Genomic DNA, 26,696 nt, shown 5'->3' with positions numbered 1-26,696 from the left:
GCTCAACCTCCGGTCACGGTAGGAAAGAACGCCACCTCGTCGCCATCGGCAACGGCTTCTTCTAGGCCACACAGTTCCTGATTGCGCGCGCACATCAGGTTCTGCTCGCCGAGCACCTCCCAGACGCCGCCGCGCGCCAACAAATGTCGGCGGACGTCATCCACGCTGCCGAGCGACTCATCCCATTGGATGCGCTCGCCATCGCTGCCGAGGGTTTCCCGATATCGGGCGAAGAACTGAATCGAAATCATGCCTGCACCTGCCAATGTCCGCTCTTGCCGCCGAGTTTTTCCAACAACCGCACCCCTTCGATCACCATGCCGCGGTCCACGGCCTTGCACATGTCATAGATGGTCAATGCGGCGACGCTCGCAGCGGTCAGCGCCTCCATCTCCACGCCCGTCTGGCCCGCCAGCTTGCATACCGCTCGGATCAGGACGCTGTCTTCGCCATCGGCCTGGAGCTCGACCTTGATGCTGGTCAGCAGCAGCGGGTGACAGAGCGGAATCAGTTCATGGGTTTTCTTCGCCGCCTGGATGCCGGCGACGCGTGCCACGGCGAATACGTCGCCCTTGGGATGGCCACCCTGCTGAATCATCTGCAGGGTCTGCGGCAGCATGCGCACGCGTGCCTCCGCCACGGCCTCGCGCGCCGTCACGGCCTTGTCGGTGACGTCGACCATGCTGGCGCGGCCTTGGGAATCGAGATGGGTGAGCATTTGGCGCTCCTGAGCTGAAAATCAGGAGTCTACCCCAGCCGCTGGCGATGGACCCGCCTCGTAAGAGGTACTCCGGGCATCGCCAGCCTCGAGCCCTCTACATGTGCGCTTCGGCGTATTCAGCCAGTACCGAGCGCGGCACGCCCTGCAGGGTGATATGCACGCCGTGGGAGAAGTCCTTGAAGCGTTCGGTGAGGTAGGTCAATCCGGAACTGGTCGCGGACAGATAGGGCGTATCGATCTGCGCCAGGTTGCCCAGACACACCACCTTCGAACCGTTGCCCGCACGGGTGATGATGGTCTTCATCTGGTGCGGCGTCAGGTTCTGGCACTCGTCGATCAGAATCAGGCTCTGCTGGAAGCTACGGCCGCGGATGTAGTTCAGCGATTTGAACTGCAACGGTACCTTCTGCAGGATGTAATCGATGCTGCCGTGGGTGTTCTCGTCGTCCATGTGCAGCGCTTCGAGATTGTCAGTGATCGCCCCCAGCCAGGGCTCCATCTTCTCGGCCTCGGTGCCGGGCAAGAAGCCGATGTCTTCGTCCAGCCCCTGCACGCTGCGGGTGGCAATGATGCGCCGGTAGCGCTTGCTGACCACGGTCTGCTCGATGGCCGCCGCCAGCGCCAGAATGGTCTTGCCCGAGCCGGCAGCGCCGGACAGGTTGACCAGATGGATATCCGGATCGAGCAAGGCGAACAATGCCAGCGCCTGATGGATATCACGCGGGCGCAACCCCCAGGCTTCCTGGTGCAGCAATGGCTCCTGATGCAGGTCGAGCAGCAGCAGCTCATCGGCCTTGATGCCCTTGATCCAACCCACGAAGCCCTGCTCGTCGATGATGAATTCGTTGATGTGCACCGCCGGCAGGTTGTCGATCAGCTGGACGCGATGCCAGGTGCGCCCATGGCCCTGGTGGGTCTCCACCTTGCTCACCCGGTCCCAGAAGGAGCCACTAACACTGTGATAGCCCCGCGACAGCTGGCCGATGTCGTCGACCAGTTGATCGGTATGGTAATCCTCGGCCGCCACCCCGCAGGCTCGCGCCTTCAGGCGCATGTTGATGTCCTTGGTCACCAACACCACGGGGACCTCGGGCCGCTGTTTGCTGAGCCTGACCACCTGATTGATGATCTTGTTGTCGTTCAGGTCTTCCGGGAGTGCGATGGAGTCGCCGCCCTTGCTCATCAGGATCGAAAGGCTTCCGGATGGGCCGCTCTTGCCACGTTGGATCGGCACACCCAACTCGACTTCTTCCGGCGTGGCATCGCCCAGTAGCTTGTCGATCAGGCGGATCGCCTGGCGGCACTCGGCCGCCACGCTGTGCTTGCCGGTCTTGAGCTGATCGAGCTCCTCCAGCACGGTCATGGGAATGGCGACCTGGTGTTCCTGGAAATTCAGCAAGGCGTTGGGATCGTGTATCAGGACGTTCGTGTCGAGGACGTAGAGCGTGGGCTGGGTGGCGCGAGATCTGCCGTAGTCATCCATACCGATCACCTTCTTCTAGGGTCAGAAGCGAAGCGGATAAGCGCTCCGCCGCAGAGTGACCGCCGTGCGATTGGGGGTGAGCGGACGAGGGAAGCCGGTGGATTCGGGGCTGCCCAGGAGCCGCCACCTGTGTCGCAGGGTTCGGCGGTCTGAACTTGGTAATACCGTAAAACTTATGACAGGCAAAAGACTTTTCCGTTGAACACGGCTTTTTTTCACGAATCGACCACAGGGCCTTGGCTCGCGGCTTTCCTGCGCGTTATTGTCGAGAATCAAGGTGCGCGCTTTCGCCGCAGCGATTCACTTCGGCGGTGATGTGCACCAGCTGCGCAAAGGGTTGCAGCGCCGCCTTGTAGCGGTCGGCCGTGTGGGGCTGATGCGTCACCACGCTCAGGATGCAGCTGTACTGCGATCGCCCCACACGCCACAGATGCAGGTCGGTGACCTCCGTGTCGGGCACCCGCTCAAGCGCCTCGCGCACCTTGCCCACCAGCGGGTCATCCATCTCACGGTCCAGCAGCGCCTTGGCCGTATCGCGCAACAGACCGCGGGCCCAGACGAGAATCACCAGGGCGCCGATGATGCCCATCGCCGGGTCAAGCCAGCCCCAGCCGAAGAGCTTGCCGCCCAGCAAGGCGATGATGGCCGCCACCGAGGTCAGGGCATCGGTCAACACATGGATGAAGGCTGCATGGCGGTTGAGGTCCTTGCCTGGCGCACCGTGTGCGTGCGCATGACCCCGCTCAGCATGGCTATGGGCATCATCGCCGTGGCCGTGGCCGTGGCCGTGGCCGTGGCCGTGATCATGCTGGTCCCGCAGCAACCAGGCCGATAACAGATTCACCAGCAGGCCGACGACCGCAACCACCAGCGCCTCATCGAAGCCGATCGCCGCCGGCGCCCAGAAGCGCAGCAACGACTCACCGATCATGAACAGCGCCACCACCACCAGCAGCAGCGCGCTGGCGAAACCGGCCAGCACCTCGATCTTCCAGGTGCCGAACGCGAAACGATGGTCCGCCGCATAGCGCCGCGCCAACAGATACGCGAGCGCGGCGAGGCCTATGGCGACCATGTGCGAGGCCATGTGCCAGCCATCGGCGAGCAATGCCATGGAGTTGAACCAGTAACCGGCGACGATCTCCAGCAGCATCGTCAGACCGGTGAGAATCACCACCGCCCATGTTCGCCGTTCCGAGCGGCGCTCGAGCGGGCGGTAATCATGTGGCGGTTGCCATTGCGCGTGATTGCAGTCAGACATACGAACTCCTAACTCGACTGGCACTAGCTTGCGCCTTGCCCCACGGGCAAGGTCAACACCAGAGGCTATGACGCCCATAGCTGGAGACTCGCCGGCCGTGCCCCTACAATCGCGCCATCAGAAAGGAGACCTTGCATGCTGATGGTGATTTCCCCGGCCAAGACACTCGATTACGACACGCCCCCGATAACCGAACGCTTCACCCAGCCCCAGTACCTCGACCACTCACAGCAGTTGATCGAATTGCTTCGTCGCTACTCGCCGGCGCAGATCAGCGAACTGATGCACCTCTCCGACAAGCTGGCAGCGTTGAACGTTGCTCGCTACGGCAGTTGGACACCGGCGTTCACCCCGAGCAACGCCAAGCAGGCGCTGCTCGCGTTCAAGGGTGACGTCTATACCGGACTCAACGCCGATGACTTCACCGAAGACGACCTGCTGTTCGCGCAGAAGCACCTGCGCATGCTCTCTGGACTCTATGGCCTGCTGCGGCCGCTGGACCTCATGCAGCCCTATCGCCTGGAGATGGGCACCAAGCTGACCAATCCCCGCGGCAAGGACCTATACGCGTTCTGGGGCGAACGTATCAGCGACTGGCTGAACGAAGCGCTCGCCGATCAGGGCGACGACGTGCTGCTCAACCTGGCGTCCAACGAATACTTCAGCGCGGTCAAACGCAATGCGTTGAATGCCCGCATCATCAATGTCGATTTCAAGGACATGAAGAACGGCCAGTACAAGATCATCTCCTTCTATGCGAAGAAGGCACGAGGCCTGATGGCTCGCTGGATCATCAAGGAGCGCATCAGCACCCCCGATCAGCTGTCGGCCTTCGACTACGAAGGCTACCGCTACAGCGCGAACGACTCCTCTGCCGATCACCTGGTTTTCCTGCGCGACGCCAGCGACCAGTAATCCGGCTTCAGTGGATGGCGCGACGTCACGCCATCCATCTCCCGCGCCGCCCTCCTGCATCCCAGCCAGCCCCTCTCGCAGGTCCGTCGAGTCCAGCCCCGCCGTCGATCACATACCGAGAACCCGTCGAAAAAACTCACCGATCAACGGTAGTCGGCGCGGGAACTATCGAGCACAGCTGGCAATCATAAGCGCGTACCGACAATTCCAGGTGGAAAGGGACGTCGCACATGAACGTGCATAGGGTAATCAGACTTGCAAACCGCTCCGTTCCCGGTCGCAGCGCGACCCCGGCGGTAGCGCAACCTCGAGCAGCGATGCTGCCGGGCATCAGGCCAATGGCCGAGGCGTCGAGCAGTGCCAACGCGGCACCTCGCATGACAAACGCCGAGCAAGGCACGAACAGAGGGTTACGGCCATGCAAACGCACCGCCCCTATTGGACGCGCAACATACGCCACGCACCACTCCCGACGATGGCGTCAATCAACTCGTCATTGGTCGGCCACAGGCACGCATCAACTGGCAGCGCGCAACAGATAGCCACGGCCTGAGCGCGATGGTCCGGTAACTCAGCGAACCAATGAATACAGATTTCCAATCCCGGAGCAGCGCTTCGGGACAGAGCGGATTTCGTTCCGGCGATTCCTTCGCGAATGAACACGAAACGAGCGGTGCAGCCAGATGGGCTGCCCCATCGAACAAGTAGAACGACCTTCGAAACGATTCAGGAGAAGCAATATGATCCCGGTTATTCTTTCAGGTGGTAGCGGCTCCCGACTGTGGCCCCTCTCCCGCAAGTCGTTCCCCAAGCAGTTCCTTGCACTGACTGGCGAACAGACATTGTTCCAGCAGACTGTCGAGCGCCTGGCCTTCGACGGCATGCAGCAGCCTTTGCTGGTGTGCAACAAGGACCATCGCTTCATCGTCAAGGAGCAGCTGGCGGCTCGCAAGCTGGGCGTCCAGGGCCTGCTGCTCGAGCCTTTCGGTCGCAACACGGCACCCGCCATCGGCATCGCCGCGATGAAGCTGATCGAGGAAGGCCGCGACGAGCTGCTGCTGGTCCTGCCGGCTGACCATGTGATCGAAGACCAGAAAGCCTTCCAGCGCTCCCTGGCGCTGGCCACCAATGCCGCCGAGAACGGTGAGATGGTGCTTTTCGGCGTGCCGCCGACCCGTCCCGAAACCGGCTACGGCTACATCCGTGGCAGCCAGGACGCCAATACCGGTCTGCCGGATGGCATCAAGCGCGTCGCCCAGTTCGTCGAGAAGCCGGACGAAGCGCGCGCCCAGAGCTATCTGGAGTCGGGCGACTATTACTGGAACAGCGGCATGTTCCTGTTCCGCGCCAGTGTCTTCCTGGATGAACTGAAGAAGCACGACCCGGACATCTACGACACCTGCTGGGTCGCGCTCGAGCGCAGCGTGAAGAACGGCGACGAAGTGCTGATCGATCCGGCCACCTTCGCCTGCTGCCCGGACAACTCCATCGACTACGCCGTGATGGAAAAGACTCAGTTGGCCTGTGTGGTTCCGATGTCCGCCGGCTGGAGCGATGTCGGCTCCTGGTCGTCGATCTGGGACGTGCACGAGAAGGACCAGAATGGCAACGTGCTCAAAGGCGACGTGATCGCCGAGGACTCGCGCAATTGCCTGGTCCACGGCAATGGCAAGCTGGTCACGGTGCTGGGTCTGGAAGACATCGTGGTCGTGGAAACCAAAGACGCCATGATGGTTGCGCACAAGGATAAGGTGCAGGACGTCAAGAAACTGGTCAGCAAGCTCGACGCCCAGGAGCGCAGCGAGACCAAGAACCACTGCGCCGTGTACCGCCCCTGGGGCTGGTACGACTCGGTGGACATGGGCGGTCGCTTCCAGGTCAAGCGCATCTGCGTGAATCCGGGCGCCAGCCTCTCGCTGCAGATGCACCACCACCGTGCCGAGCACTGGATCGTGGTATCCGGCACCGCTCAGGTAACCTGCAACGACAAGACGTTCCTGCTCACCGAGAATCAGTCGACCTATATTCCGATCACTTCGGTGCATCGCCTCGCCAACCCGGGCAAGATTCCGCTGGAAATCATCGAAGTCCAGTCCGGCAGCTATCTGGGTGAGGACGATATCGAGCGCTTCGACGATGTTTACGGACGCGCCGAACAGAGCAACGAGGCCAAAGTGGCGCGATAGTTGTTCTCGGTGCATTGAGGAAAACCCGCTTCGGCGGGTTTTCTTTTTCCTGGCCCGGTAAAGGATAGCGAGGCATACTTCGCAACTCATCGGCATGACGTTTTTTTCGAACCAGTCCTCGCTTTTGCCGCTTGCTCCGCAATTGTTTAAATCTTTTAAATTGACCTCATTTCTTGCAGGCATATGCTGGCCATGCAGCCGGCAAACAGTGGTTACAAACTGGCCATGCAATCATTTGCTGACTGCCACGTCTCAATTCAAATCATCCAACACAGGTTTTATTACGTGACCAAAGACGAACTGCGCGCAGAACTCGAGCGCCAGGCTCAGCGTTTTACCAATATCTACGGTGGTGAAATAACGACTTACGCCGCTGAACGCGAGCCCGAACGCAAACCGTGGCGAAAGAAGCCCACCGTGCTCGATCAGGTTTTTCAACAGGAAGTTCAAAAGCTGGAACAGGCGAAGCGTGCCGATTGTGACGGCGCAATTACACCGCCGGCCTAACCGCAGCATCTGAAGCGTACGAACATACGCAGTGCGTCAATTGCGGCTGGAACGAAACCGTCAGCGCTTGCCGCCCCATAAAGAGCCCAGCAAACCTCTGGCCAACTGCCGCCCCAACTGGTTCGCGGCCTGGCTCAGCGCACTCTTCACTACACGGCCAGCCAGATCACTCAATTCACTGCCAGTCTTGTTCGTCTCGCGACGAGGCTTGTTTGCAGTTTCACGCTCCTGCTCGACGTTCTGCGCTGCCCGGGCACTCAGCATCTCGTAGGCCGACTCCCGATCGAAGGGCTTGTCGTAGCGACGCCCAAGATCGGAGCGCGCGATAAGTGCCGCGCGTTCGGGCTCGCTCAGCGGACCAATGCGCGACTGCGGCGGTGCGATCGCGACGCGCTGCACCATCGCTGGGGTTCCCTTTTCCTCGAGACCACCGACCAGCGCTTCGCCGATTCCAAGCTGGGTCAGCACATCGAGCGTCGAGAATTCCGGGTTGGCGCGAAAGCCGTCCGCCACCGAGCGCAGCGCCTTCTGCTCCTTGACCGTGAACGCCCGCAGCCCGTGCTGGATGCGCAGCCCCAGCTGAGCCAGCACCGTATCCGGAAGATCGGCCGGAGACTGCGTAACGAAGTAGACGCCCACGCCCTTCGAGCGAATCAGCCGTACCACCTGCACCAGGCGCTCCTGCAGTGCTTTTGGCGTATCACCGAACAACAGGTGCGCCTCGTCGAAGAACAGCGCCAGCACTGGTCTATCGGCGTCGCCCCGCTCCGGAAGCTGCTCGAACAGCTCGGCCAGCAACCAGAGCAGAAAGGTCGCGTAAACCTTGGGCGCCTCGTGAACCAGCGTGCTTGCATCGAGCAGATGGATGACACCGCGTCCGTCGGGCGCCGGCTGCAGGATATCTTCGAGCTGCAATGCAGGTTCGCCGAACAAGGCTTCAGCACCCTGCTGCTCCAGCGTCGCCAGGCGCCGCAACAAGGCCTGCGACGAGGCCGCGGTGAACAGCGCGCTGTCCTCGCCCAGCATCTGTGGTTCAGCCTTGAGGTGGGCGAGCAGCGCCTTGAGGTCTTTCAGGTCGAGCAGCAACAGCCCTTCGCGATCCGCCACCTTGAAGGCCGCAAAGAGCGCCGATTGCTGACTATCGGTCAGTTGCAGCAGATTGCCGAGCAGCAGCGGCCCCATTTCGCTCAGCGTAGTACGCAAGGGATGGCCGCTACGACCATGTACGTCCCACAGGGTGACCGGGTACGCCTGCGGACGATGATCGAGCCAGGGCATGCTGGCGATCCGCTCGGCGATCTTGCCTTGAGGCGAGCCCGCGGCGCCCAGCCCGCACAGGTCACCCTTGATGTCCGCGGCGAAGACCGCGACCCCGGCATCGCTGAACTGCTCGGCCAGCCGTTGCAAGGTCACCGTCTTTCCGGTGCCGGTGGCGCCGGCGATCAGGCCATGCCGATTGGCAAGACGCAGGGACTGCACGCTGGGTTCGCCGTTGGCGTCCGCCCCCAGCAGCAGATGATCGATCAATGCGTGCATCCGTCAGCTCCCAATCGCCAGCTACTGTTCAGGTTCGCTTTCGCCATCTTCGGTTTTGCCTGAATCGCACGGCACCTGCTCACGGCGCAGCTGTGCCCATAACTCCACCGCCCCAGCGAATTCCGTGCCCTGCTCGGGCGATAACGCCTCCGGGTCGTAGCGCTGGGTGCAACCACTGCCGATGACCGGCGGCGCCTTGGCCACGACACGCTCGAAAGGATCTGCCACGGCGCCTCCGGACTGTCAGTTGAACACGAGGGTCTTGTTGCTGTGTACCAGCACGCGATCTTCCAAGTGATAGCGCAGGCCGCGGGAAAGCACCATCTTCTCCACGTCCTTGCCGAGGCGAACCATGTCCTCGATGCTGTCGCGATGACTGACGCGGACCACGTCCTGCTCGATGATCGGCCCGGCATCGAGCTCCTCGGTGACATAGTGACAGGTCGCCCCGATCAGCTTCACACCCCGCAGCGAGGCCTGGTGATACGGCTTGGCGCCGACGAAAGACGGCAGGAAGCTGTGGTGGATGTTGATCACCCGCTGGGCGAATTCGTCGCACAGTTCGGCAGGCAGAATCTGCATGTAGCGCGCCAGCACGATCACATCGGCACGCTGTTCGCGCACCAGGCGCGTCACTTCAGCGAAGGCCTCCTGCTTGTTGGCAGGATCGACGGGGACATGGAAGTATGGAATCCCGTGCCACTCGACCATGCTGCGCAGATCGTCATGGTTGGAAATCACGCAAGGAATGTCGCAATCCAGCTCGCCGCTGTGCCAGCGATGCAGCAGGTCGGCCAGGCAATGCGATTCACGGCTCGCCATCAGAACCACGCGCTGGCGCCGCTCGGAGTCGGTGATACGCCACTCCATGGAAAACTCGCGGGCAATCGGGGCAAAGGCCTGACGGAACCCGTCGAGGTCGAACGGAAGCGAATCAGCGCGGATTTCATGGCGCATGAAGAACCAGCCGCTCTGGTGGTCGGAATGGTGGTTGGCTTCCGTGATCCAGCCATTGTAGGTGGCGAGAAAGTTACTGACCTTGGCAACAATGCCAACGCCATCGGGGCAGGCAATCACCAGCCTGAAAGTGCGCATTAACGGTTACTCCGACACGAAGGAAACGCGGCATTCTATCCCAGCAGACAACAGCACAGCCATCGCGTTAACGCCGGCGCTCGATTCAGAAGCCACGCAACCCGCCGGCACGATTCAGCTGTCCGGTTATTTGGACACGCCTTGGAAACAATCGAAAAAACTTGCCCGATAAAACAGAAATTACGTTTGTTTAAGCTTGTCGAAAGCTGTCCGCGCTGGCCCTTCGGTACGCATGAAATATCCCTACAAAAAGTGCCCCGCTTTTTTATCCATCTATATTTACTTGCCCATTACGCAGGACTATGATTGCTGACACTTGCGTTCAAACCTAATCCAAGGAAGTCACATGTCACTGATCAACGAGTATCGCGCCACTGAAGAGGCCATCAAGGAACTTCAGGAGCGACTGAAGTCCCTTTCCGAAGATGACAAACTGAAAAAGGAACTGGAGTTCGAAGGCAAGCTGCGCGAACTCATGGGCGAATACCAGAAGTCGCTGCGCGACATCATCGCCCTGCTCGATCCGGATGCCTCCCGCAACAGCAAAACTCCACGTGCGGCGAAAGCGCCGGCCACCAGCAAGCGCGCACGTCGCGTCAAGCAGTACAAGAACCCGCACAGCGGTGAAGTGATTGAAACCAAAGGTGGCAACCACAAGACGCTGAAAGAATGGAAAGCCCAATGGGGCTCCGACACCGTGGAAAGCTGGGCCACTCTTCTGGGCTAAGCAATACCAGGGTTATAAAGAACGCCGCTTCCCGACGTTATTGATCGACGTCGACAAGCGGCGTTTTTTATTGCGCGCTTCCCACCCGTAACAGCCGCTGCTCTTTTTCGATAGCCAACCGGGCCGGACGCGCTAGTTGCACCCGTAACGCTCACCCAAGGCGCGCCCGTATTCACGCCACTGCTGCAATAGCTGCTGCTGCGCCGGGGTGGCAGTGAGCATGAACTGTTGTATATCCGCCTCGAACTGCGCAAGGGTATTGGGCGCGCCGGCTATCTCGCCGCTAAGGCGCTGTTGGCAGAACCGTTGCCACCTCACCCGCTCTTCAGCCGATAACGCTTCCGGAAAGTTGCGCGCGCGATAACGGAACAGCAATTCCTCTAACCGTACATCATCGAAGTGGCACTGTTGCCGAGCGAGCTCTGCCGGCGCCATCTCGCGAATCCGATCGCACAGCCGCCGATCGCGCTCGCCCAGAAAGCCGTCATAGAGTTGCTGTTCCGGATCGTCCACACCGATGAACCCCTCTTCGCGGTACACCTCGTCCAGCTTTGGGCTCCACACGTGGCGCTGTTCGCGTAGCGCGTCAGCACGTTCGTGGCACGCAGGCAAGTCCAGCTCCAGACGCTGGATATCCGCCTCGCGCAAGACCTTGAGCGGCGCCAGGACCGGGCACTTGTTGATGTGCACGAGCTTCAGCGGGACCGGTAATTCGCCCTCGGCCAGCTCGTCGCGACGCGTGTAGAGCCGCTGTCGCAGCGTTTCCGCGCTTTCCAGCCATAACGGCCGCACCTCGGCTTGCAGATCGCAAACGATCAGCGCATTGCGGTTGCGCGGATGCCAGGCCAGCGGCAGCACCACGGAGAGGAAATGCCGGGCAGCCGAGAAGCGTCCGGACACGTGCACCAGCGGCTCCAGCAGGGTGACCTGCTCGAGCACCGCATGTTTGCGACGCAGATTGAAGAGATATTCGTACAGACGCGGCTGCCGCTCACGAATGAGCCTGGCGAGGCCAATGGTGGCGCGCACATCGGACAGCGCGTCGTGGGCGTTCAGATGTTCCAGCCCATTGGCGGCACTCAAACGCTCGAGCTTGAGCGTCACCCGCCCGTCGTCTTCCGGCCAGCCAATTCCTTCCGGGCGCAGCGCATAGGCGGTACGCACCAGATCGATCAGATCCCAACGGCTGTTGCCGCCCTGCCATTCGCGTGCATACGGATCGTAGAAATTGCGGTACAGGCTGTAGCGGGTCACTTCGTCGTCGAAACGCAGGCTGTTGTAGCCGGCGCCGCAGGTTCCGGGAGTCGACAATTCCCGATGCAGATGATGAACGAACTGGGCCTCGCACATCCCCTTCTGCTGCAGAACTGCAGGCGTGATTCCCGTGACCAGGCACGCGGCGGGATGGGGAAGGATGTCGTCGCCGGGTCGACAGTAGATGTTCAGCGGCTCGCCGATTTCCTCGAGCGCCTCGTTGGTGCGGATACCGGCAACCTGCAAGGGGCGGTCGCGGCTGGGCGATATGCCTGTGGTTTCGAAGTCGTACCAGAAGATGCTTGGAGTCACGGGAGAGTCCTTCTCGATCAGCACAGCAGTCTAACAGCTGCGACATGGCCATCGCGGTGAGTCCAAGAAGGTGCCCCGCTCTGCGAACGGCATCCTGCAAGGAAGCAGGCATTTCGCCATAATCCGTCCCACTTTCGGCGCCCGGCCGGTCATCTGACCATCGCGCGCATTGCCGCAGCCGTGCTTGCCGCATAGCATCAGCTTCTGCCTGACCCTAGACGACCTTGCCCTTGCCATCGAACATCGACCGCCAAGCCCTGCTCGACACCAGCCATCGCGTGGAAACCCCAGAGGGCATCGACCTGGTGTTGCGCCCGGCCGGTCTCGTTCCGCGCGCGCTCGCCTTCACCATCGACCTGGGTATTCGCGGCGCCCTGCTACTGATCCTCTTCTTTACGCTCGGACTGCTGGGCAAGTTCGGCATGGGGCTGGGCGCACTGCTGCTGTTTCTCGTCCAGTGGTGGTACATGGTGCTCTTCGAAGTTCTGAATCAGGGCCGCACGCCGGGAAAATACTGGCTGGGGCTGCGCGTCGTGCATGACGACGGCACGCCGGTGGGCTGGACGTCCTCGCTGACGCGCAATCTGCTGCGTTTCGTCGACCTGCTGCCGTTCGGCTATTTCCTGGGCGCATTGAGTTGCCTCGCAAACCCTGCCTTCAAGCGACTCGGCGACCTGGCAGCAGGCACGTTGGTGGTCTATCAGGAAAAACCCGCTGTGCGCCCAGCACTGCCGGATGCGGAAGCCGTCACGGCTCCGTTCAAACTGACCCTCGACGAGCAGCGCGCGCTGATCGCCTTTGCCGAACGCCAGGCCAGCCTTTCCGCCGAGCGCCGCCTCGAGCTGGCTTCGATCCTGGCCGAACCGCTGGCGACCTCGGACCAGGAGGCCGAGGCGAAAATTCACGGCATCGCCCGTTCGCTAATGGGTGCAGCATGAAGCAGGCCGCATTCGAACGCCTGCATCAGGCGCGCTGGCTCGAATTCGCAGCGCAGCTGGACGCGCTCGAGCGTGGCAAGGCCAGCGCGCAACAGGCCGACGCCTTCCCTGCCGCCTACCGCCAGCTCTGCCAGCAGCTCGCCATTGCCGAATCCCGCGGCTACAGCAGCCAGTTGGTCGAGCAGCTGCAACGGCTGGTCCTGCGTGGCCATCAGCAGTTCTATCGCCACCGCAGCCCGTTGCTCGGCCGCATGCTCGGCTTCATCACTGGCGGGTTCGCCCGCGCCGTGCGCCTCCAATGGCGCTACGTGCTGGCGGCCAGCCTGCTGTTCTACGGCAGCCTGCTCGGCATGGCTGCGCTGGTATACGCCTTTCCGGACCTCGTCTACAGCGTGCTGCCGGCCGACCAGGTCGCGCAGATGGAGCAGATGTACGACCCCGATGCCAGTCGCCTGGGCCGTTTTGCCGAGCGCGGAGCCGGTGACGACTGGCTGATGTTCGGATACTACGTGATGAACAACATCGGCATCGCCTTCCAGACGTTCGCCAGCGGGCTGCTGTTCGGCCTGGGGACCTTGTTCTTTTTGCTCTTCAACGGCCTGACCATCGGCGCAGTGGCCGGCCACCTGACGGGCATCGGCTACCACCAGCCATTCTGGTCGTTCGTCATCGGCCATGGTGCGTTCGAGCTGACGGCCATCACCTTCGCCGGCGCGGCCGGGCTGCAGCTCGGTGCAGCACTGTTGGCGCCGGGCTGCCGAACTCGCGCGCAAGCACTGCGCCTGGCAGCCAAACACGGCATCCAGCTGGTCTGCGGCGCAACCGCCTTCCTGCTGATCGCCGCGTTCGTCGAAGCCTATTGGTCCTCCATGACGCTGACGACGCCGACCATCAAATACATCGTCGGCGCAGCGCTGTGGCTGCTGGTGGGCGCCTACTTCATGTTCGCCGGGCGGGGTCGTTATGCAGCTGACTGAAGCCAGCGTCTCGATACGCCCGCGCAGTTCATGGGAGGCGCTGGATCTCGGCATCCATCTGGCCCGGCGCCACGCCAGACTGCTGATGCTCAGCTGGGCAGCCGTCACGCTGCCGGTTTTCGGCTTGTTCAGTCTGCTGCTGTGGCAGCACCCGAGCGTCGCGCTGCTGCTGTTCTGGTGGCTCAAGCCGTTGTTCGAGCGGCTACCGCTGCACATCCTGTCCAAAGCCCTGTTTGGCGAGACGCCCTCCCTGCGCGAAAGCCTCAAGGCCTTTCCTGGCCTGTTGCGCCAGCAATGGCTAGCCAGCCTGACCTGGCGCCGGCTGATCACGACGCGCAGCTTCGACCTGCCTGTGCAGCAGCTCGAAGGCCTCGATGGCCGGGCCCGCAAGCAGCGCCTGGTGACACTGAGCCTGCGCAACGGTCGCGCGGCCAGCTGGCTGACCGTGGTTGGCGTACATCTGGAAGGCGCGCTCTGGCTCGGCCTGCTGGGCCTGCTGTATTTCTTCCTGCCGGCACAGCTGGTTCAGCGCTGGAACTGGGAGGACCTGCTCGGGCTGAGCGGCGAGTGGCTCTGGCTCGAGCATCTGTCGAACCTGCTCTACGCGCTGGTGCTGGTCGTCTGGGAACCGATCTACGTCGCCTGCGGCTTCAGCCTCTATCTCAACCGACGCACCCACCTTGAAGCCTGGGACATCGAACTCGCCTTCCGCCGCCTGCGTCAGCGCCTGCTCAGTACCATGCCAGCGGTTCTGCTCGCCGTCAGCCTGTTGTTCTGGCCGGCGGACAATAGCGCCTGGGCGGCACCCGCTGCGCAAGCCGACACCACCCAGCCGGGACCGGAGAGCGAACGACTGCTCAACCAGCCACTGACCAGTGACGCAGCACGGAAACGAATCGATGCGCTGCTAGACCAGCCGCCGTTCCAGCATCGCGAAACCGTGACGCGCTGGCGCTTGGGCGATGGCCAAGCGTCCGAGCGACCGAGCACCCTGGCACGCCTGCTCGAACGCCTGCTGCAGGGCGGTTCGCTGTGGCAAGGGCTGGAGCGCCTGGCACAGATCCTGGAAGTGCTGCTGTGGACGCTGCTGGCCTCGGTGGTGGCGATTGTGTTGTGGCGCTACCGCGAGTGGCTGCAGGTTTTCGCCGGGCGCCTGCGCATGCCCAAGCGACGTACCGCCGTAGCGCCCACCCAGCTGTTCGGCCTCGATGTCGCGCCCGAGAAGCTGCCAGCCGACATTGCCGGCGAAGCCGAACGGCTCTGGCAGACTGACCCACGTGCGGCACTGGCACTGCTCTATCGCGGCCTGCTCAGCCGCCTGCTGCACGACTTCCAGCTACCCTTGAACGCAGCACACACCGAAGGTGAAGTGCTGCAGCAGGTGCGTCAGCTGCAGCACGAGTCCCTGGCCGGCTTCGCCGAGCGCCTCACCCGACATTGGCAGGCGCAGGCGTACGGGCACCGACCCGCCGAAACGGAGGCCCGCGATGCGCTGTGTGCCGATTGGCGCGGACTGTTCGGCCAGCAGGTGCAGGCATGAGTCGCCTGCATACGCGTGCGCTGGCCGCCGTGGCGGTGCTGCTGCTCGGCCTGTTGATCATCTGGCTGGCCAGCCAGCTGCAACCTTACGAGGATGTGGTCGAACATGGGCCGGCCCCGGAAGCACGCAGTAACCCTTATCTCGCCGCGGAGCTGTTCCTGCGCGGCCTCGGCCTCACGGTGGAACATCACGAAGGCATCGGCAGCGTCGAGACGCTGCCAAGCGAGGGCCGGACCCTGCTCCTGCTGGGTGACCGGCGCAACCTGACGCCACGGCAGACCGAACGCCTGCTCGATTGGGCGGCCGCCGGCGGCCATCTTGTGGTGGTGGCGGAGCGGCTGTGGGACGAGAAAGCAGGCAAAAGTGGCGACCTGCTGCTCGACCGGCTCAATCTGCAGCAATACGCAACGGAGGAACTGGACGAAAGCAGCCAGACGCCGCAGTCCTCAACCGCCGAAGAGCATCCGCAGCTGACCAAGCTCTATCTGGAGAACGAGCGCGCACCAGCGTTCATCGCCTTCGACACCGACTTTCATCTGTACGACGCCGATAATCGGGCCCACGCCTGGGCCAACAGCGCCGGTGCCACGCATATGCTGCAGCTGCAGCACGGCGACGGGCTGATCACTGCCCTGACCGATAGCTGGATCTGGCAGAACCGCAAGATCGACGATTACGACCACGCCTGGCTGCTGTGGTATCTGACCCAGGACAGCGCAGTGACGCTTGTGCACCGCAGCGAGCACGACGGGCTGTTCACGCAGCTGCGCCGGTATTTTCCGCAACTGCTGGTCGCCCTGGGACTGCTTCTGGTGCTCGGGCTCTGGCACGCCGGTCAGCGTTTCGGGCCGATATTGCCTGCCGCCAGCCCGGCGCGCCGGCAGCTGCAAGAGCACCTGCACGGCTCGGCGGAGTTCCTCATGCGTCACGGCAATCAGGCCCGGCTGCTGCAGCAGCTGCAGCTGGACATCCGCTGCCGCGCCAGCCGCCATCACCCCGGCTTCGAACAGCTCTCGGCCGGTGCGCAACTGCCCCTGCTCGCCCGCCTCACCAATCTGCCACCAGGCCGTGTCGAGCAGGCCATGCGCCCAGTGCCGGCGCAGCGCCTGTCGGCCATCGAATTCACCCGCCAGGTCGCCGACCTGCAAAGCCTCAGGAATGCGTTATGAGCGAACAGATCCCCGATTCGAGCAGCCCCGCCCCGACCGCCAGCCCCATCAGCCAGCGCGCACGTGCCGCCCAGCTGGCCCAGGCGCTGCGCGATGAACTGCACAAGGCGGTGATCGGCCAGGACGAGGTCATCGACGGCGTTCTGACCGCGCTGATCGCCGGTGGCCACGTGCTGATCGAAGGTGTCCCCGGACTGGGCAAGACGCTTCTGGTGCGTGCCTTGGCGCGCTGCTTCGGTGGCGAGTTCTCGCGCATCCAGTTCACGCCGGACCTGATGCCCAGCGACGTCACCGGCCATGCGGTCTACGACATGCAGAGCGAGCAGTTCAAGCTGCGCAAGGGGCCGGTATTCACCAATCTGCTGCTGGCCGACGAGATCAACCGCGCACCAGCCAAGACTCAGGCGGCACTGCTCGAAGTGATGCAGGAGCGGCAGGTGACCCTCGAAGGCCGGGCATTGGCAGTGCCGCAACCGTTCATGGTCATGGCGACGCAGAACCCCATCGAGCAGGAAGGTACCTACCCGCTGCCAGAAGCCGAACTGGACCGCTTCATGCTCATGTTGCGCATGGATTACCCGCAAGCGGATGAAGAGCTGGAGCTGGTCCGTCAGGTCAGCCGTTCGGCACGCGCCGACATGCTCGACGTCAGCGCACTGCGCCAGCTGGTGCAGGCACGCGACGTGCAGGCGCTGCAGAAGATCGCCAGCGAGCTGCCGCTGGATGAGCAGGTGCTGGACTATGCCGTGCGCCTGGTGCGCAGCACGCGCAGCTGGCCAGGCCTGGCGCTGGGTGCTGGCCCCCGTGCCTCGATCGCCCTGGTACGCGGCGGACGTGCCAGGGCGCTGCTGCGCGGCGGCGAGTTCGTCACCCCGGATGACATCAAGGATTGCGCGCGGGCCGTGCTTCGCCATCGCGTACGGCTTTCGGCGGAACTGGATATCGAGGGGCTTTCGGTGGATCAGGTCCTGCACCAGCTACTCGATCAGGTCCCGGCGCCGCGCGCATGAGTCCATCCCGTCGCCTGCTCGTTGCGCTGGCCGCCGTGGCGCTGCTGGCCCTGGTCATCGGCGTAATGGCCGCGCTGCAGCTGGAACTCGCAACCAGCCTGCAGCCGGTCTGGTGGGGGCTGCTGCTGGCATTGCTGGCCACGGCACTGTTCGATGTCTACAGGTTGCGGCGCCTGCCGACACCCGAGGTGCAACGTAGCCTGTCGGGCAGCCTGCCGCTGGGCCACTGGAGCCCGGTGCAGCTTACGGTGAGCAATCGACAGCCCGCCCCGCTCGAGCTGGAGCTGTTCGATCACGTCCCGCCCGGCATGACCGTAGAGCAGCTGCCGCAGCGGGTGCGTCTGCAATCCGGCGAACATTGCCGTCTCGACTACCGCGTGCAGCCGAACCAGCGCGGACAGGTAATGTTCCAGCGTTGCGATGTCCGCCTGCTCAGTCCGCTGGGCCTGTGGCGCAGTCGGCGACCGCTGACGTTGTTCAGCGAGACGCGCGTCTACCCCGACTTCGCTCAACTGCATGGCGCCGGACTCAAAGCCATCGACCTGTGGCTGAACCGCCTTGGCGTGCGCCAGCAACCACGTCGCGGGCTCGGCCTGGAGTTTCACCAGCTACGCGAGTTTCGCGAAGGCGACACCCTGCGTCAGATCGACTGGAAGGCCACCGCACGCGCCCGTACACCGATCGCCCGCGAGTACCAGGACGAGCGCGACCAGCAGATCATGCTGATGCTCGACTGCGGCCGCCGGATGCGCAGCCAGGATGGCGACCTGTCGCATTTCGACCATGCGCTCAACGCCAGCCTGCTGCTCGCCTATGCCGCGTTGCGGCAAGGCGATGCGGTCGGTGCCTGCACCTTCGCCAGCCACGCGCAGCGCCATGTGCCGCCAGCGAAGGGCCAGCAACAACTGCGCCTGCTGCTCAATAGCCTCTATGACCTGCAACCGACCCAGCAGCCGGCCGACTACAGCGCGGCCGTCGAGCAATTGCTGGCACGCCAGTCACGCCGAGCGCTGGTCATCGTGCTGAGCAATCTGCGTGACGAGGATGACGTCGAGCTGCACTCGGCCCTGCAGCGCCTGGCCCGTCGGCATCGCGTCCTGCTGGTGAGTCTGCGTGAGAAAGTGTTGGATCAGCTGCGCCAGCGGCCGGTGCAGAGTCTGGATGACGCGCTCGACTACTGCGGCGCACAGGAATACCTCAACGCCCGCCAGCAACTGCACCGTCGTCTGAGCGCCAGCGGCCTGCCGGTGCTCGACGTCCAGCCCAGCGACCTCGGGCCGGCGCTGGTCGGCCGTTATCTGGCCTGGAAGAAAACCGGGTCGCTGTAAGGCTGGCCAAGGCACTCCATCACAGGTCTAGACGCCGTGACAGCAGTCCTTGTCGGTAAAGCGGTCCGAGGGCGGGCAGGTCTGATGCGCCAGCGGCACATGCAGCATCGGCTGGAAGCTGAAATAGTGATGCAACGCGGCGATCATCTCGCGGATCTCGCCTGGCGGATCGATCAGCGAGAAGCCGGTGTCGTAGCTGCCCGGCGTCACGTCTTCGCTTGACCACAGGCTGAAGGCGCTGAAGTCCACATGGCGCAGCTGGCCGGTCTGGCCGGGGATTTTCAGGCGCATCTCGAAGCGTACCCCGAGCATCATCGGATAGGGGCTGATCAGCATCAGTCCGCCCTCGGACAGATTGCCGATGAAGCCCAGCGGCTTTTCCGTGAAACGGTTGAATACGTTGAGGTAGTACGGCAGCTGATGCCGCTGAATACGACGCTGGTTCGCCATGTTCATGTCGTCCAAGCCTTCTACCTTAGCCCTGCGATCGAGTCCCTTCGGCTCAGTTGCAGACCTGGCTGATGCGCGCCGCCAGGCGCTGTCGAGCCGCCTCTAGTTCACTGTCACTGTAGTAGACGCGCTCTCCGGCTGCATCGTTACGGAAGAAGCGTCCGCCGAGCTGCAATTGCGACAACTGGCTGCGCAGGCCCTGGCATTCCTGCTCTCGAGCAGCCCGTGTCTGGCTGGCCTGCTCGCGCGCCGCCTGCTGCTCCTGGCGGCGCGCATCGAAGAAACGCTCGCTGCGCGCCTCGCGCTCGCGGGTCTGGTCGTCGCGTTCGACGACCTGCGGACGCACCTCGATCTGCTCGGCGCCGGCGGGCGGACGCTGGCCGAAATGGACGCGCCCTTCGGCATCGGTCCACCGGTAGATCTGCGCGGATGCCAGCGCCGGCATCAGTATCAGGGTCAGAAGCAGCGCTCGCATGTTCCCTCACATGAACGGTGTGGTGTTCAACGCCTGGCCGGCTGTGCCACCGGCTGCGCCTCGCTGTGATAGTGCCCCAGCTGACGCAGAGTCTCCAGTCGGGCGCGGGCGCGGTAGGCGTATTCGCTGGCAGGGAATCGCTCGATGATGAAGCGGTAGGTTTCCGCCGCGTCGACGAACAGCCCCTGCCGCTCCAGGCACTGGCCGCGCAGCAGCGAGATCTCCGGCTGCGCCTGGCTACGCGGTTTGCTGCGACGCTCCGCCTGCGACAGCGACTGCATCACCCGCTCGCAATTATCAGCCTCGTAATGCCGGTATGCCTCGTCCAGATGGCGATCGGACGCGTGGCGGGCACTACAGCCCACGGTGAACAGGGTCAGAAAAACGATGATCAGGGTACGCATGGGTTCCTCCGTAATGCTCCTGTATCGACCGCGCCGGAAAAACCTGCAGACAGCCCGTCAGATGCGCCGAAAGAGTAGTGGCCGCCGGGCGATGACTACAACGGTCGAGCATAGTAGCCTCGCAGCCAGCCAGAAGAAGGAGCCATTTGAATGATTCAGCGTCGCACCAAGATCGTCGCCACCCTGGGCCCGGCCAGCAGTTCGCCGGATGTGCTGGAGAAGATGATCATCGCCGGGCTGGATGTCGCCCGCCTGAACTTCTCCCACGGCAGCCCCGACGAGCACCGTGCCCGGGCCGAGCTGGTCCGTGAGATCGCCGCTCGCCATGGCCGCTTCGTCGCACTGCTAGGCGACCTGCAGGGCCCGAAGATCCGCATCGCCAAGTTCACCGACAAGCGCATCGAGCTGAAGGAAGGCGACCAGTTCCGCTTCTCCGTCACCCACCCGCGCGACGCCGGCACCCAGGAAGTCGTTGGTATCGATTACCCGGATTTGGTCAAGGATTGCGGTGTTGGCGACGAGCTGCTGCTGGACGATGGGCGCGTGGTAATGCGCGTGGACAACGCCACGGCCGATGAACTGCACTGCACCGTGCTGATCGGCGGCCCGCTGTCCGACAACAAGGGCATCAACCGTCGCGGCGGCGGTCTGACCGCACCGGCGCTGACTGCCAAGGACAAGGCCGACATCAAACTGGCCGCCGACCTGCAGCTGGATTACCTGGCCGTTTCCTTCCCGCGCGATGCGGCTGACATGGACCTGGCCCGCCGCCTGCGCGACGAAGCCGGCTCCAGCGCCTGGCTGATCGCCAAGATCGAGCGGGCCGAAGCGGTTGCGGACGACGAGGCACTGGACGGCCTGATCCGCGCCAGCGACGGCGTGATGGTGGCGCGCGGCGACCTCGGCGTGGAAATCGGCGATGCCGAACTCGTGGGCATCCAGAAGAAGATCATTCTGCACGCGCGTCGCCACAACAAGGTGGTGATCACCGCGACCCAGATGATGGAGTCGATGATTCACAGCCCGATGCCGACCCGTGCCGAAGTGTCCGATGTAGCCAACGCGGTACTCGACTACACCGACGCGGTGATGCTGTCGGCGGAAAGCGCCGCAGGCGAATACCCGATCGAAGCGATCAAGGCCATGGCGCGCGTCTGCTGCGGTGCGGAAAAGCACCCGACCAGCACCAAGTCCGGTCACCGCCTCGGCCAGCAGTTCGAGCGCTGTGACGAAAGCGCGGCCCTGGCGGCGATGTACACCGCCAACCACTTCCCCGGCGTCAAGGCGATCATTGCCCTGACCGAAAGTGGCTACACGCCGCTGATCATGTCGCGCATCCGCTCCTCGGTGCCGATCTTCGCCTTCTCGCCGCACCGCGAAACCCAGGCACGGGTTGCGCTGTTCCGCGGCGTGCAGACCATTCCGTTCGATCCGGCAGCTCTGCCGGCGGACAAGGTCAGCCAGATCGCGGTGGAAGAGTTGCTCAAGCGCAACATCGTGCAACCGGGCGACTGGGTGATTCTGACCAAGGGTGACAGCTACCACGACAGCACCGGCGGCACCAACACAATGAAGATCCTGCGCGTCGGCGATCAGTAATCGCGCCAGCGCATCAACACAAAGGCCGGCATCTTGCCGGCCTTTGTGCTTTCAGGAGACGCCGGCTTGGTTGGCGCTGATAAAGGCATCGCCGAATATCTGCCCGCGCGGCAGACCAGCGAGATACAGACGCCGGGCGCAGGCGTCGACGAACGATGGACCGCCGCAGACCAGCGCGACATCACGGCGCGATGTGGGCCGCAGCGTACTCAGCATGCGATCCCGCTCTTCATGGCTGATCCATTCCAGTTGCAGGTTGTCATGCGCCCGCGCCAAGGCCTGCAGAGGCTCCTTCAGGTAATGCCCCTGACGGCAGACATGCAACAACCGGATCGGCCCGCGATGGCCCTGGCGCAAGCTCTCGCGCAACAGACTCCAGAGGGGTGCCAGTCCGGTTCCGGCCGCCAGCAACAGCAAGGGTCGCTCGCACCATTCCGGCTCGTAGTCCAACGCGCCTCCATGCAGTTCGCCCAGCCGCAGCAAGTCGCCGGGACGCAATTCACGCGCGAAGTCGCAGAAGGCCCCGGGTCGGCTGCTGTCGATATGAAACTCCAGCCAGGGATCCTCGTTGGGAAGGCTGGCCAGAGAATATGGCCGGGCCACCCCTGCCGCCGTCCAGAGCAAGAGATGCTGACCAGCCCGATAGCGCAGCGGCCGCTCCGGCAACAGACGCAGCCGCAGCACATCGGCGCCCAACCGCTCCAGCCTTTGCACCCGCGTGGCCAGCCCGTCGCGACGAGGATCGAACACCTCCACGCTCAGATCGCCGTCGACCCGGCACTGGCAGGCGAGCCGCCAGCCGGCCTCGCGCTGCTCGGGTCGCAGCAGCTCCGGCTGCAGGTCACGCGGCTCCCCTGCCACGCATCGCACCAGGCAGGCATGGCAGCTTCCGGCGCGACAGCTGGAGGGCACCGTCACGCCAGCCAGCGTCAGCGCGTCGAGCAGATTGCTCTCGGTTGGTACGGTCCAACGACGTCCGGCGCAGCGGAGTTCAGGCATCGCAGGTATCCCATGCCGCCTCGCAGCGATTGCGCCCGGCCCGCTTGGCTCGATAGAGCGCCTCGTCCGCCCGCTGCAGGGCGGCATCCAGCTCATCCCCGGCGTTCAACAGGGTCAGACCGATGGACAGGCTGAGATGGCCGGCCGCGATCTCGGCATCCTCCGGCTCGGCACTGGCGAAGGCTTCGCGCAAACGCTCACAGCAGGCACGGAACTGCTCGGCATCGGTTTCCGGCAGCAGCAGGACGAACTCCTCGCCGCCGTAGCGGGCCAAGACATCGTCGTCACGCAGGCAGGAGCGGGCCACCTTGGCGAAGGTCTGCAGCACGCGGTCGCCAGTGGCATGGCCGTGGATATCGTTGATCCGCTTGAAGTGATCGAGGTCGATCAGCGCGAGGCCCGATTGATGCCCCTTGCGCAGACGACTCAGGTCGCCCTCGGCGATGCGCAGGAAACGTCGACGGTTGTACAGCCCAGTCAGCTCATCGGTGGAGGCCAGGTCCTCCAGCTGCCGCATCATGCCGCGCAGGGTGTCCTGGTGCGCCTGCAGCGCATAGCGACGTTGGCGCATGCGCTGGCGCAGGCGATATACGTGACCGGCGAACAGGCACATCCAGATCAGCGTCACCAGCAGCACGCTGGCCTGTAGCGCGAGCGCCGTGGTGTCCATCGGGCGCTCGAGGTAGTAGTCCAGCGCGGCCAGGCCGACAAAGCTGAGAAATGCCAGGGAGGCGTAGCGGATGAAGATCTTGGGCGGCAGAAAGACCGCGAACATCAACACCAGCAGATAGAGCACGAGCAGTGAGCCCCGTGCGCTCCCCAGGTTGAAGAGGAAATAGGTCAGCCAGATCAGTCCCACCAGCACCTGTGGCTCGGTCAGGCTGGGATCCTTGAAGCGCAGATTGATGCCTCGGTGGAACAGCCAGAAGAACATCAGCTGACTCACCACGATCAGCGCCGAATGCACCACCGCGCTGGCGATCGGCGCCTCGTAGAAACCACTCGCCACGGCCACCCAGGTCAGCAGCAGGGCCAAGCCATAGGTGACGGACGCCATTGCGAATCGCCGAGTGACCAACTGCTGCAGCGATCGCTCATCGGTCTCGTAACGCATCGCACTCATAGGGATCCATCCCACTGTGGCAATTTGCCGCACTCTACGCTTACCGAAAACAAAAACCTAGCCGGCATTCCCATCGCTCCTGGTCCGTCCGTGTACCGCGCAGTCTGACGCGTTATACTGCCGCGCATTTTTTCGCGGCGCGTCGACTGCCACTCCCGACGCGCCTCTTACCGCCCCGCCATGAGGACGCGCTGCATGACCGTGATCAAGCAAGACGACCTGGTTCAAAGCGTCGCCGACGCTTTGCAGTTCATTTCTTACTACCATCCCGTGGATTTCATCCAGGCGATGCACGAAGCCTACCTGCGTGAAGAATCCCCGGCCGCCCGCGACTCCATGGCGCAGATTCTGATCAACTCGCGCATGTGCGCCACTGGTCACCGCCCGATCTGCCAGGACACCGGCATCGTCACCGTCTTCGTCCGCGTCGGCATGGACGTGCGCTGGGATGGCGCCACCATGAGCCTGGACGACATGATCAACGAGGGCGTACGCCGCGCCTACAACCTGCCCGAAAACGTGCTGCGTGCTTCGATCCTGGCCGACCCGGCAGGTTCCCGCAAGAACACCAAGGACAATACCCCGGCTGTCATCCATTACTCCATCGTCCCCGGTGACAAAGTCGAGGTGGATGTGGCCGCCAAAGGCGGTGGTTCGGAAAACAAGTCGAAGATGGCCATGCTCAACCCGTCCGACTCCATCGTCGACTGGGTGCTCAAGACCGTTCCGACCATGGGCGCCGGCTGGTGCCCGCCGGGCATGCTCGGCATCGGCATCGGCGGCACCGCGGAAAAGGCCGCGGTGATGGCCAAGGAAGTGCTGATGGAGCCGATCGACATCCATGAGCTCAAGGCCCGCGGCCCGCAGAACCGCATCGAGGAGCTGCGCCTGGAGCTGTTCGAGAAGGTCAACCAGCTGGGTATCGGAGCCCAGGGCCTGGGTGGCCTGACCACCGTACTCGACGTGAAGATCATGGATTACCCGACCCACGCCGCCTCGCTGCCGGTGTGCATGATCCCGAACTGCGCCGCCACCCGTCACGCCCACTTCGTGCTCGATGGCTCCGGCCCGGCCAGCCTGGAAGCGCCGCCACTGGACGCCTACCCGGAAATCGTCTGGGAAGCCGGCCCGAGCGCCCGCCGCGTCGATCTGGACAGCATCACGCCGGAGGAAGTGCAGAGCTGGAAGCCGGGCGAGACCATCCTGCTCAACGGCAAGATGCTCACCGGCCGCGACGCCGCGCACAAGCGCATGGTCGACATGCTGAACAAGGGCGAAGAGCTGCCGGTGGACCTCAAGGGACGCTTCATCTACTACGTCGGCCCGGTCGATCCGGTCGGTGACGAAGTGGTCGGCCCGGCTGGCCCGACCACGGCGACCCGGATGGACAAGTTCACCCGGCAGATCCTGGAAAGCACAGGCCTGTTGGGCATGATCGGCAAGTCCGAGCGTGGCCCGATCGCCATCGAGGCGATCAAGGACAATAAGGCCGTGTACCTGATGGCCGTCGGCGGAGCCGCCTATCTGGTGGCCCAGGCGATCAAGAAGTCCAAGGTGCTGGCGTTCGCCGAACTGGGTATGGAAGCGATCTACGAGTTCGAAGTGAAGGACATGCCGGTCACCGTCGCGGTCGACACCAACGGCGAGTCCGTGCACATCACCGGTCCGGCGATCTGGCAGAAGAAGATCGCCGACAGCCTGGCGGTCGAGGTGCAGTAAGCATCTGCGCGGAAACGAAAAGCCCGGCCTAGTGCCGGGCTTTTCGCTTTCACACCGCCTGATCAGCCGCGGCGGCGCAACTGGACGAACAGCGCTTCGACTTTCTGCCGCGCCCATGGCGTCTTGCGCAGGAATTTCAGGCTCGACTTGATGCTCGGTTCGCTCTTGAAGCAACGGATATCGACGCGCTGGGCCAAGCCGTCCCAGCCATAGTGGGCATGCAGCTCGGTGAGCATGGCTTCAAGGGTGATGCCATGAAGGGGATCGTTGGGAGTGGCAGACACGAATGGCACTCTTGCTGAAGCGGCACGAGCCGCGGGGTCGTCATGCGTGCCGCCCGGCAAATGCGAGACGGCACGCAGGGCATCCTACAGCTTTATCTCGGTGCCGAGCAGCTTGAGAAAGCCCGCCAGCCAGGCGGGATGCGCCGGCCAAGCCGGGGCGCTGACCAGATTGCCTTCGGTGTGCGCCTGGTCCACCGGGATGTCGACATAGTCGCCGCCGGCCAGCTTCACCTCCGGTGCGCAGGCTGGATAGGCGCTACAGGCGCGGCCCTTCAGCACGCCAGCGGCGGCCAGCAGCTGTGCGCCGTGACAGACGGCAGCGATCGGCTTGCCGGCTTCGTCGAAGGCCCGTACCAGCGCCAGCACCTGCTCGTTCAGGCGCAGATACTCCGGCGCGCGGCCGCCAGGAATCACCAGCGCGTCATAGTCCTCGGCACGCACCGCGGTGAAATCGAAGTTCAGCGCAAAATTGTGGCCCGGCTTCTCGCTGTAGGTCTGGTCGCCCTCGAAATCATGGATCGCGGTGCGCACGGTGTCGCCGGCCTTCTTGTCAGGGCACACCGCATGCACGCGATGGCCAACCATCTGCAGGGCCTGGAACGGCACCATGGTTTCGTAATCCTCGGCGTAGTCACCCACCAGCATCACAATGTTCTTTGCTGCCATTGCATCGTCCTCTTTCGC

The 26,696-nt window shown here is 63.5% G+C and carries 27 protein-coding genes; 12 read left to right on the top strand and 15 right to left on the bottom strand.

Annotated elements, in window-relative coordinates; genetic code table 11:
* Positions 1 to 2: 2 nt before the first annotated feature.
* The 4 genes from PSTAB_RS05380 to dmeF all read right to left on the bottom strand — a co-directional run bounded on the left by PSTAB_RS05380 (position 3) and on the right by dmeF (position 3,465).
* Positions 3 to 251: a MoaD/ThiS family protein gene (locus PSTAB_RS05380; RefSeq protein ID WP_013982031.1), complete on the bottom strand. Its 249-nt coding sequence runs from the start codon at positions 249 to 251 to the stop codon at positions 3 to 5.
* Positions 248 to 718 (bottom strand): cyclic pyranopterin monophosphate synthase MoaC, encoded by a 471-nt coding sequence (moaC, locus tag PSTAB_RS05375; RefSeq protein ID WP_013982030.1) that lies wholly within the window; start codon positions 716 to 718, stop codon positions 248 to 250. The genes PSTAB_RS05380 and moaC overlap by 4 nt, the downstream gene beginning before the upstream one ends.
* A 97-nt stretch (positions 719 to 815) precedes the next feature.
* A complete protein-coding gene (locus PSTAB_RS05370; protein ID WP_011912354.1) occupies positions 816 to 2,204 on the bottom strand; it encodes a PhoH family protein in 1,389 nt (462 codons plus the stop codon).
* Between the two features lie 259 nt (positions 2,205 to 2,463).
* A complete protein-coding gene (gene dmeF / locus PSTAB_RS05365) occupies positions 2,464 to 3,465 on the bottom strand; it encodes a CDF family Co(II)/Ni(II) efflux transporter DmeF (RefSeq protein WP_013982029.1) in 1,002 nt (333 codons plus the stop codon).
* A 135-nt stretch (positions 3,466 to 3,600) separates the two neighbouring features.
* On the opposite strand from dmeF, the gene yaaA reads away from it, so the two are divergent.
* The 3 genes from yaaA (at position 3,601) to PSTAB_RS05350 (ending at position 7,073) form a co-directional block, all read left to right on the top strand.
* On the top strand, positions 3,601 to 4,380 hold the full coding sequence (gene yaaA, locus PSTAB_RS05360) for a peroxide stress protein YaaA (RefSeq protein WP_011912352.1): 780 nt from the start codon (positions 3,601 to 3,603) through the stop codon (positions 4,378 to 4,380).
* Positions 4,381 to 5,120: 740 nt separating this feature from the next.
* A complete protein-coding gene (locus PSTAB_RS05355; protein ID WP_013982027.1) occupies positions 5,121 to 6,566 on the top strand; it encodes a mannose-1-phosphate guanylyltransferase/mannose-6-phosphate isomerase in 1,446 nt (481 codons plus the stop codon).
* 285 nt (positions 6,567 to 6,851) lie between these two features.
* A complete protein-coding gene (locus tag PSTAB_RS05350; protein WP_014596020.1) occupies positions 6,852 to 7,073 on the top strand; it encodes a hypothetical protein in 222 nt (73 codons plus the stop codon).
* Positions 7,074 to 7,133: 60 nt separating this feature from the next.
* Here the strand turns inward: PSTAB_RS05350 and PSTAB_RS05345 are convergent, their stop codons facing one another.
* The 3 genes from PSTAB_RS05345 to purU are packed head-to-tail and all read right to left on the bottom strand — an operon-like array spanning position 7,134 to position 9,704.
* Positions 7,134 to 8,609, bottom strand: a complete 1,476-nt coding sequence (locus PSTAB_RS05345) for a helicase HerA-like domain-containing protein (protein ID WP_013982025.1) — start codon at positions 8,607 to 8,609, stop codon at positions 7,134 to 7,136.
* Positions 8,610 to 8,630: 21 nt separating this feature from the next.
* The gene (locus PSTAB_RS05340) at positions 8,631 to 8,837 is read right to left on the bottom strand and encodes a hypothetical protein (protein WP_013982024.1); all 207 of its coding nucleotides are present in this window, start codon (positions 8,835 to 8,837) and stop codon (positions 8,631 to 8,633) included.
* A gap of 15 nt (positions 8,838 to 8,852) precedes the next feature.
* Positions 8,853 to 9,704 carry a formyltetrahydrofolate deformylase gene (gene purU / locus PSTAB_RS05335; RefSeq protein ID WP_013982023.1) on the bottom strand — a complete coding sequence of 284 codons (852 nt, stop codon included), beginning with the start codon at positions 9,702 to 9,704 and terminating at the stop codon, positions 8,853 to 8,855.
* 346 nt (positions 9,705 to 10,050) lie between these two features.
* On the opposite strand from purU, the gene mvaT reads away from it, so the two are divergent.
* Entirely contained in the window at positions 10,051 to 10,431 is a 381-nt protein-coding gene (mvaT, locus tag PSTAB_RS05330; RefSeq protein WP_013982022.1) for a histone-like nucleoid-structuring protein MvaT, read from the top strand.
* Between the two features lie 132 nt (positions 10,432 to 10,563).
* Here mvaT and sbcB read toward each other — a convergent pair whose 3' ends face one another.
* The gene (gene sbcB / locus PSTAB_RS05325) at positions 10,564 to 11,997 is read right to left on the bottom strand and encodes an exodeoxyribonuclease I (RefSeq protein ID WP_013982021.1); all 1,434 of its coding nucleotides are present in this window, start codon (positions 11,995 to 11,997) and stop codon (positions 10,564 to 10,566) included.
* A 230-nt stretch (positions 11,998 to 12,227) separates the two neighbouring features.
* On the opposite strand from sbcB, the gene PSTAB_RS05320 reads away from it, so the two are divergent.
* Genes PSTAB_RS05320 through PSTAB_RS05295 form a run of 6 tightly spaced genes read left to right on the top strand, consistent with a single transcriptional unit; the run spans position 12,228 to position 18,959 of the window.
* A complete protein-coding gene (locus PSTAB_RS05320; RefSeq protein WP_013982020.1) occupies positions 12,228 to 12,935 on the top strand; it encodes an RDD family protein in 708 nt (235 codons plus the stop codon).
* A complete protein-coding gene (locus PSTAB_RS05315; protein WP_013982019.1) occupies positions 12,932 to 13,912 on the top strand; it encodes a stage II sporulation protein M in 981 nt (326 codons plus the stop codon). Before PSTAB_RS05320 ends, PSTAB_RS05315 begins: the two co-directional genes overlap by 4 nt.
* Complete coding sequence (locus PSTAB_RS05310; RefSeq protein WP_013982018.1) at positions 13,899 to 15,452, top strand: DUF4129 domain-containing protein; 1,554 nt, start codon at positions 13,899 to 13,901, stop codon at positions 15,450 to 15,452. The genes PSTAB_RS05315 and PSTAB_RS05310 overlap by 14 nt, the downstream gene beginning before the upstream one ends.
* Positions 15,449 to 16,621 (top strand): DUF4350 domain-containing protein, encoded by a 1,173-nt coding sequence (locus PSTAB_RS05305; protein ID WP_013982017.1) that lies wholly within the window; start codon positions 15,449 to 15,451, stop codon positions 16,619 to 16,621. Before PSTAB_RS05310 ends, PSTAB_RS05305 begins: the two co-directional genes overlap by 4 nt.
* Positions 16,618 to 17,631 (top strand): AAA family ATPase, encoded by a 1,014-nt coding sequence (locus PSTAB_RS05300; RefSeq protein ID WP_013982016.1) that lies wholly within the window; start codon positions 16,618 to 16,620, stop codon positions 17,629 to 17,631. Before PSTAB_RS05305 ends, PSTAB_RS05300 begins: the two co-directional genes overlap by 4 nt.
* Positions 17,628 to 18,959 carry a DUF58 domain-containing protein gene (locus tag PSTAB_RS05295; RefSeq protein ID WP_013982015.1) on the top strand — a complete coding sequence of 444 codons (1,332 nt, stop codon included), beginning with the start codon at positions 17,628 to 17,630 and terminating at the stop codon, positions 18,957 to 18,959. The genes PSTAB_RS05300 and PSTAB_RS05295 overlap by 4 nt, the downstream gene beginning before the upstream one ends.
* Before the next feature lie 27 nt (positions 18,960 to 18,986).
* Here PSTAB_RS05295 and PSTAB_RS05290 read toward each other — a convergent pair whose 3' ends face one another.
* Genes PSTAB_RS05290 through PSTAB_RS05280 form a run of 3 tightly spaced genes read right to left on the bottom strand, consistent with a single transcriptional unit; the run spans position 18,987 to position 20,288 of the window.
* Positions 18,987 to 19,415, bottom strand: coding sequence for a PilZ domain-containing protein (locus PSTAB_RS05290; RefSeq protein ID WP_017244364.1), 429 nt, complete (start codon positions 19,413 to 19,415; stop codon positions 18,987 to 18,989).
* A 46-nt stretch (positions 19,416 to 19,461) separates the two neighbouring features.
* On the bottom strand, positions 19,462 to 19,884 hold the full coding sequence (locus PSTAB_RS05285; protein ID WP_013982014.1) for a DUF4124 domain-containing protein: 423 nt from the start codon (positions 19,882 to 19,884) through the stop codon (positions 19,462 to 19,464).
* 26 nt (positions 19,885 to 19,910) lie between these two features.
* Entirely contained in the window at positions 19,911 to 20,288 is a 378-nt protein-coding gene (locus PSTAB_RS05280) for a tetratricopeptide repeat protein (protein WP_011912334.1), read from the bottom strand.
* Between the two features lie 150 nt (positions 20,289 to 20,438).
* Between PSTAB_RS05280 and pyk the strand changes: the two genes are divergently transcribed.
* Positions 20,439 to 21,887, top strand: a complete 1,449-nt coding sequence (pyk, locus tag PSTAB_RS05275; RefSeq protein WP_013982013.1) for a pyruvate kinase — start codon at positions 20,439 to 20,441, stop codon at positions 21,885 to 21,887.
* A 51-nt stretch (positions 21,888 to 21,938) separates the two neighbouring features.
* On the opposite strand, the gene PSTAB_RS05270 is transcribed toward pyk, so the two are convergent.
* Together PSTAB_RS05270 and PSTAB_RS05265 are read right to left on the bottom strand one after the other, a co-directional pair.
* Positions 21,939 to 22,886 (bottom strand): iron-sulfur-binding ferredoxin reductase, encoded by a 948-nt coding sequence (locus PSTAB_RS05270; RefSeq protein WP_041771662.1) that lies wholly within the window; start codon positions 22,884 to 22,886, stop codon positions 21,939 to 21,941.
* Positions 22,879 to 24,009, bottom strand: a complete 1,131-nt coding sequence (locus tag PSTAB_RS05265) for a GGDEF domain-containing protein (RefSeq protein WP_013982011.1) — start codon at positions 24,007 to 24,009, stop codon at positions 22,879 to 22,881. Before PSTAB_RS05265 ends, PSTAB_RS05270 begins: the two co-directional genes overlap by 8 nt.
* A 195-nt stretch (positions 24,010 to 24,204) precedes the next feature.
* Between PSTAB_RS05265 and PSTAB_RS05260 the strand changes: the two genes are divergently transcribed.
* A complete protein-coding gene (locus PSTAB_RS05260) occupies positions 24,205 to 25,728 on the top strand; it encodes a fumarate hydratase (protein WP_013982010.1) in 1,524 nt (507 codons plus the stop codon).
* A 62-nt stretch (positions 25,729 to 25,790) separates the two neighbouring features.
* On the opposite strand, the gene PSTAB_RS05255 is transcribed toward PSTAB_RS05260, so the two are convergent.
* Together PSTAB_RS05255 and PSTAB_RS05250 are read right to left on the bottom strand one after the other, a co-directional pair.
* Positions 25,791 to 26,012, bottom strand: a complete 222-nt coding sequence (locus PSTAB_RS05255) for a VF530 family protein (protein WP_013982009.1) — start codon at positions 26,010 to 26,012, stop codon at positions 25,791 to 25,793.
* An 84-nt stretch (positions 26,013 to 26,096) separates the two neighbouring features.
* Entirely contained in the window at positions 26,097 to 26,678 is a 582-nt protein-coding gene (locus tag PSTAB_RS05250; protein WP_013982008.1) for a DJ-1/PfpI family protein, read from the bottom strand.
* Positions 26,679 to 26,696: the final 18 nt, after the last annotated feature.

The organism is Stutzerimonas stutzeri (genome assembly GCF_000219605.1).
Lineage (GTDB): Bacteria > Pseudomonadota > Gammaproteobacteria > Pseudomonadales > Pseudomonadaceae > Stutzerimonas > Stutzerimonas stutzeri.
Note: the sequence above shows the minus strand (reverse complement) of the source record. Positions and strands in the feature narration are given on the sequence as shown.

Coding starts and splice junctions, on each gene's coding strand:
- moaC (WP_013982030.1), bottom strand. CDS start 718: ATGCTCACCCATCTCGATTCCCAAGGCCGCGCCAGCATGGTCGACGTC.
- PSTAB_RS05295 (WP_013982015.1), top strand. CDS start 17,628: ATGAGTCCATCCCGTCGCCTGCTCGTTGCGCTGGCCGCCGTGGCGCTG.
- mvaT (WP_013982022.1), top strand. CDS start 10,051: ATGTCACTGATCAACGAGTATCGCGCCACTGAAGAGGCCATCAAGGAA.
- PSTAB_RS05290 (WP_017244364.1), bottom strand. CDS start 19,415: ATGAACATGGCGAACCAGCGTCGTATTCAGCGGCATCAGCTGCCGTAC.
- PSTAB_RS05280 (WP_011912334.1), bottom strand. CDS start 20,288: ATGCGTACCCTGATCATCGTTTTTCTGACCCTGTTCACCGTGGGCTGT.
- PSTAB_RS05300 (WP_013982016.1), top strand. CDS start 16,618: ATGAGCGAACAGATCCCCGATTCGAGCAGCCCCGCCCCGACCGCCAGC.
- PSTAB_RS05260 (WP_013982010.1), top strand. CDS start 24,205: ATGACCGTGATCAAGCAAGACGACCTGGTTCAAAGCGTCGCCGACGCT.
- PSTAB_RS05270 (WP_041771662.1), bottom strand. CDS start 22,886: ATGCCTGAACTCCGCTGCGCCGGACGTCGTTGGACCGTACCAACCGAG.
- yaaA (WP_011912352.1), top strand. CDS start 3,601: ATGCTGATGGTGATTTCCCCGGCCAAGACACTCGATTACGACACGCCC.
- PSTAB_RS05315 (WP_013982019.1), top strand. CDS start 12,932: ATGAAGCAGGCCGCATTCGAACGCCTGCATCAGGCGCGCTGGCTCGAA.
- PSTAB_RS05305 (WP_013982017.1), top strand. CDS start 15,449: ATGAGTCGCCTGCATACGCGTGCGCTGGCCGCCGTGGCGGTGCTGCTG.
- PSTAB_RS05250 (WP_013982008.1), bottom strand. CDS start 26,678: ATGGCAGCAAAGAACATTGTGATGCTGGTGGGTGACTACGCCGAGGAT.
- PSTAB_RS05285 (WP_013982014.1), bottom strand. CDS start 19,884: ATGCGAGCGCTGCTTCTGACCCTGATACTGATGCCGGCGCTGGCATCC.
- purU (WP_013982023.1), bottom strand. CDS start 9,704: ATGCGCACTTTCAGGCTGGTGATTGCCTGCCCCGATGGCGTTGGCATT.
- dmeF (WP_013982029.1), bottom strand. CDS start 3,465: ATGTCTGACTGCAATCACGCGCAATGGCAACCGCCACATGATTACCGC.
- pyk (WP_013982013.1), top strand. CDS start 20,439: ATGATTCAGCGTCGCACCAAGATCGTCGCCACCCTGGGCCCGGCCAGC.
- PSTAB_RS05310 (WP_013982018.1), top strand. CDS start 13,899: ATGCAGCTGACTGAAGCCAGCGTCTCGATACGCCCGCGCAGTTCATGG.
- PSTAB_RS05380 (WP_013982031.1), bottom strand. CDS start 251: ATGATTTCGATTCAGTTCTTCGCCCGATATCGGGAAACCCTCGGCAGC.
- PSTAB_RS05265 (WP_013982011.1), bottom strand. CDS start 24,009: ATGAGTGCGATGCGTTACGAGACCGATGAGCGATCGCTGCAGCAGTTG.
- PSTAB_RS05370 (WP_011912354.1), bottom strand. CDS start 2,204: ATGGATGACTACGGCAGATCTCGCGCCACCCAGCCCACGCTCTACGTC.
- PSTAB_RS05345 (WP_013982025.1), bottom strand. CDS start 8,609: ATGCACGCATTGATCGATCATCTGCTGCTGGGGGCGGACGCCAACGGC.
- PSTAB_RS05355 (WP_013982027.1), top strand. CDS start 5,121: ATGATCCCGGTTATTCTTTCAGGTGGTAGCGGCTCCCGACTGTGGCCC.